This is a genomic window from Nostocoides sp., assembly GCF_035343835.1.
GTDB classification, from domain to species: Bacteria; Actinomycetota; Actinomycetes; order Actinomycetales; family Dermatophilaceae; genus Nostocoides_A; species Nostocoides_A vanveenii.
This window is the reverse complement of sequence record NZ_DAOQZV010000238.1, coordinates 1-4,710: the sequence shown is the minus strand read 5'-3', so window position 1 is coordinate 4,710 and position 4,710 is coordinate 1. Positions and strand designations below refer to the sequence as shown.

At 69.4% G+C, this 4,710-nt stretch carries 7 protein-coding genes; all 7 read left to right on the top strand.

Annotated elements, in window-relative coordinates; genetic code table 11:
• Positions 1 to 127 precede the first annotated feature (127 nt).
• Entirely contained in the window at positions 128 to 847 is a 720-nt protein-coding gene (pgeF, locus tag PKH97_RS13830; protein WP_324388120.1) for a peptidoglycan editing factor PgeF, read from the top strand.
• Positions 844 to 1,569 (top strand): YggS family pyridoxal phosphate-dependent enzyme, encoded by a 726-nt coding sequence (locus PKH97_RS13825; RefSeq protein ID WP_324388119.1) that lies wholly within the window; start codon positions 844 to 846, stop codon positions 1,567 to 1,569. The genes pgeF and PKH97_RS13825 overlap by 4 nt, the downstream gene beginning before the upstream one ends.
• 69 nt (positions 1,570 to 1,638) lie before the next feature.
• Entirely contained in the window at positions 1,639 to 2,148 is a 510-nt protein-coding gene (gene sepF, locus PKH97_RS13820) for a cell division protein SepF (protein WP_324388117.1), read from the top strand.
• Positions 2,149 to 2,229: 81 nt separating this feature from the next.
• Positions 2,230 to 2,505: a YggT family protein gene (locus tag PKH97_RS13815; protein ID WP_324388115.1), complete on the top strand. Its 276-nt coding sequence runs from the start codon at positions 2,230 to 2,232 to the stop codon at positions 2,503 to 2,505.
• A 243-nt stretch (positions 2,506 to 2,748) separates the two neighbouring features.
• Positions 2,749 to 3,465 carry a hypothetical protein gene (locus PKH97_RS13810; protein ID WP_324388113.1) on the top strand — a complete coding sequence of 239 codons (717 nt, stop codon included), beginning with the start codon at positions 2,749 to 2,751 and terminating at the stop codon, positions 3,463 to 3,465.
• 110 nt (positions 3,466 to 3,575) lie between these two features.
• Complete coding sequence (locus PKH97_RS13805) at positions 3,576 to 4,121, top strand: TraR/DksA C4-type zinc finger protein (RefSeq protein WP_324388111.1); 546 nt, start codon at positions 3,576 to 3,578, stop codon at positions 4,119 to 4,121.
• Positions 4,094 to 4,710, top strand: a 617-nt coding sequence (gene lspA, locus PKH97_RS13800) for a signal peptidase II (RefSeq protein ID WP_324388110.1), incomplete at its 3' end; no start/stop codon positions are given. The genes PKH97_RS13805 and lspA, both read left to right, overlap by 28 nt.

The following is a 4,710-nucleotide window of genomic DNA, read 5'->3' as shown; positions in this document are numbered from 1 at the left end:
GCCCCGGCCGCCGAGCCCGCGGCAGCGACGCCGAGCGTTCCGGTCCAGCCGGTGCGCCCGCCCAAGCAGGTCGTTTTCGACGAGAGCGACGACCTCGACGTCCCGGAGTGGCTGAAGTAGTCGGATCGTGTTCGGCTGGCAGTCCACTCGTGACGGGATCACCCGGGCACTGACCGACCGCCACGGCGGTTACAGCACTGGCGACTTCGACGCACTCAACCTCGGCAGCCGGGTCGGCGACGACCCGGCTGCCGTTGTCGTCAACCGGGCCACGCTGGCCGCGGCCGTGGGGGTCGAGCCAGACCGGCTGATCTTCCTGCATCAGGTGCACGGTGCGGAGGTGGTCACGGTTACCGCTCCCCTCGAGGCGGAGCCGCAGGCCGATGCCATCGTGACCGCGGAGCCGGACCTGGCGCTCGCGGTGCTGGCTGCGGACTGCGTCCCCGTGCTCCTCGCCGATGCGCAGGCCGGCCTAATCGGCGCGGCACACGTGGGCCGTCCGGGGCTGACTGCCGGAACCGTCGCTGCCGTCGTGGAGCGCCTGCGCGCTCTCGGCGCCGAACGACTCGACGCGGTCGTCGGCCCCGCGGTCTGTGGCGCGTGCTACGAAGTGCCGGCCGATCTGGCGGCGGAAGTGACGGCATACGTCCCGCAAGCGGCAGCGGTCAGTCGAGACGGGACACCCGCCCTCGACATCGCCGCTGGGGTGCTCGCCCAGCTGGCGGCACTGGGCATACCGGCCCTGCGGGCCGGTGGATGTACCCGCGAATCGGCGGACCAGTATTCCTATCGCCGCGACGGCCGCACCGGCCGCCATGCGGGCGTCATCGTCCGGAGGACGGTATGACCGATCGGGCCGACCGGCGGACGGAACTCGCGGCGGGGCTGGCCGAGGTCGAGGCCCGGATCGACGCAGCGTGCGCGAGAGCCGGGCGCGCCCGGCAGGACGTTGCCCTCGTCGTCGTGACCAAGACTTTCCCCGCATCGGACGTGATCCTCCTGCGCGACCTCGGCGTTACCGATGTCGGCGAGAACAAGGTTCAGGAGGCCGCCGCGAAATCGGGTGCCGAGGCCTTCGCCGGCCTGCGCCTGCATTTGATCGGCCGCCTTCAATCCAACAAGGCCGTCGCCGCGGGAGCACTCGCCGATGTCGTGCACTCGCTGGATCGCGAGCGCTTGATCGGCCCGCTCGCACGGGGCCGGACGGGCCGTGCGGCGCGACTCGGCTCGACCGAGGCAGGCACGCTGCCTGTGCTCCTGCAGATCAGCCTGGACGGTGATCCGAGCCGGGGCGGCGTGGCAGCCGAGAACCTCGAGCGGCTGGCCGAGGCAGTGCTGGCCTCGCCCTTGCGGCTTTCCGGGGTGATGGCGGTCCCGCCGCCCGGAGCTCAGGCGGGGGCAGCTTTCGCCACCCTGGCCGAGCTCGCCGGCCGCGTCCGTCGGCTGGCGCCTGAGGCGACGTGGATCTCGGCTGGCATGAGTGGTGATCTGGAGGCCGCTGTGGCCAATGGGGCGACACACCTGCGTGTCGGGTCCGCAATCCTGGGTTCTCGCAGTCGCTTTCGTTAACTTGCTTCAGGACAACCGAAACGCGCACCGCCTCCGCGGGTCGGGACGCAATCAGGAGTGAGGGTAGGCATGGCCGGAGCGCTGAAGAAGACAATGGTCTATCTCGGGTTCGCCGAGGACGACCGCTACGACGACTACTACGACTCCGAGTCGTATGACGATGCCGAGGCCACCCCGGCGCCGGTCGCGGCCCGCGCCGTCCCCGAGCCGCGCGTCGAGCAGCGCACCAGCGCCGAAGTCACCCCGATGCCGCGGCGCGCGGCCCTGACCCGAGTCGTGCGTGAGGAGACCCCGTCCACCTTGAGCCGGATCACCACCATCCACCCGCGCACCTACAACGAAGCCAAGAACATCGGCGAGGCCTTCCGCGACGGTGTTCCCGTCATCATGAATCTCACCGACATGGGTGACGCCGACGCCAAGCGGCTGGTCGACTTCGCCGCCGGCCTCGTCTTCGGCCTGCACGGCTCCATCGAGCGGGTGACGGCCAAGGTCTTTTTGCTCTCGCCCGAGCATGTGGAGGTCGCGACCGAGGAGCCCGGTGTCGAGGCTCCGCGCGGGTTGTTCAACCAGAGTTGAGCTGGGCCGGAACAGCCGGCCCGGGCGGCACGTTGACCCCTCGACCGCTCCCGAGAGAAATGTGAAGCCCTAGGTTCCCGCGTGGCCATCATCACCGACGTCCTCCGCACCCTGCTGTTCCTCTATTTCGTCCTGCTGATTGGGCGCCTGATCTTCGACTGGGTGCAGGTTTTCGCCCGCGATTGGCGACCCCGGGGGGTGGTCTTGATCCTCGCGGAGGCGATCTACACCGCCACCGATCCACCGCTGAAGGCCCTGCGCAAAGTGCTCCCGGTGATCCGCATTGGTGGGGTCGGTCTGGACCTGTCATTTCTTGTGCTGATGATTGTTATTTCCATGGCGATGTCCATCCTCTAAACTGCTATCCGGTACCTCGCGTCTGGGGTAACTCATGCGCACGCAGAAGTTCCGGGAGCAGACAAGGCGCTCACCCCCGAGGATGTCCTCAACAAGACGTTCGGGACGACACAGGTTCGCCGCGGGTACGACGAGCGCGAGGTCGACGACTTCCTCGACGAGATTGTGGCGACGCTGCGCCGGCTGAACAAAGAACTCGAGGACTGCCGCGCCGGATCGAGCGTGGCGACTTCCGCTCCCAAGATGCCGCGGCCGCCGTGCCGATGCTCGACACCAACCTCCAGGGGCCGCTTTGACCGCGAGATCGCCCAGCGTCAGGAGGCAGAGCGCGCCCTCGCCGAGTTGCAGGAGCGCGTCCGCCGCGAAGACGAGGAGCGGATCGCCGCGGCCGCCGCGTCGGGCGATGAGGACCAGGCCCGCGCCGCCAACCTGATCGCCGACGTCAACGCCCGCGCGGATGAGGCCGAGCAGGCTGCGCGCACCCGCATCGACACCGCGAACTCCCGCGCGGATGAGGCCGAGCAGTTGGCCAACGAGCGGATCACCCGGATCAACCAGGAGGCCGACCGGGTCGAGGCCGCCGCCCAGGAGCGCATCGCCCAGGTCCACCACGACGAGGTCGTTGGTAGCGCGCAGTCCCGCCATGACGAACTGCTCTCCAGCGCCCAGGAGCAGCACGATGTCCTGCTCGCCGAGGCTGTCGAGCAGCGCGAGTCGATGCTCACCGATGCCCGGGAGCGGGCCGCCGGGATGGTCTCGGAGGCCAACGATCGCCGCGCCGACATCCTGACCGACCTGGAGAGCAAGCGCGCCGACCTCGAGGGCCTGATCGGTGAGCTGCAGAGCTACGAGCAGACCTACCGCAACCGGCTGCGTGCCTACCTGCAGGACCAGCTCGCTGGCCTGGTGGCCGAGACACCGATCTCGCAGTCACTGACCGAGCCCGCCGCCTTGTCCTGACGGGCATTTCGCGCCGGTCCACCAAGGTCGGACCGGCGCGCATGCCCTATCCTCATCCGCGTGCCCCCGTCGCCGACGGGGGCACGACGACGGGTCGAAGGGGGCTGGCAATGACGTCCGGCAGGAGCACGACCGGCAGCAGTTCACCGGCGAAGAAGGCGACCGCACGGGCGGCCTCACCCACCTCTGCGCCGCGCTCGCTGGCGCGCAAGGCGAGCGTCGCCGAGGTCGGCGAGGTCGGCGACGCACCCGGGTCGTCCACGCCTGCCTACGTCGTCAAGGAGGGCGAGGACCCCTGGACGACGGCCGAGATCGACGCGATTCGCACCCGCATCGAGTCGGATATGGCGAGCCTGCGCGCCGAGGTGAGCGACGCCGAGCGCGAGGTGGCCGCGCTGATGCGCCAGTCCGGTGACGGTGCCGGCGACGACCAGGCCGACGCGGGCAGTATGACGCTCGAGCGCGAGCAGGAGATGAGCCTGGCCAACAATGCGCGCGAGATGCTCGATCAGGGGCAGCACGCCCTGGACCGGCTGGCGAATGGCAGCTACGGAACCTGCGAATCGTGTGGGCAGGCGATCGGCAAACTTCGCCTCGAGGCTGCTCCCCGTGCGACCCTATGCGTGCCATGCAAGAGCAAACAGGAACGCCGCTGACCGCTGACCCGATCGGCCACGCCCAGCGCCTCGTCGAGATCACCCGCTTCTGGTGCCTGGCGCTGGGGGTCGTGGTGATCGACCAGGTGTCCAAATGGGTCGCGCTGCGCGAACTGACCCCGGGGGTCGAGCACCCCCTGATCGGCGACCTGCTTTCCTTCCGGTTGACCCGCAACTCCGGTGCCGCGTTCTCGGCCTTCGACGGCATGACCTATGTGGTGACGGCGCTGGCGGTCGTCATCGTTCTCGGGATCGTGCACCGTATCCACACCAAGCCGGTCACCCGCTGGCTCGCCGTCGTGCTCGGCTTCATCGTCGGTGGGGCGCTGGGCAATCTGATCGACCGCTTCGTGCGTGAGCCGGGGATCGGACGGGGTCACGTCATCGACTTCATCGACTACGGCGGCCTGTTCGTCGGCAATGTCGCGGACATCGCCATCGTGCTCGCGGCGATCGCCTATGTGGTGCACAGCGTCGTGCGCCCCGGGACGCCCGGCTCCGTCGCCGACGTCGCGGACCGGGACGAACCAGGGCTTCGTGACACCACGGGCGCGAGCGACGCTGGCGCCACGGGCGCGAGCGACGCCGA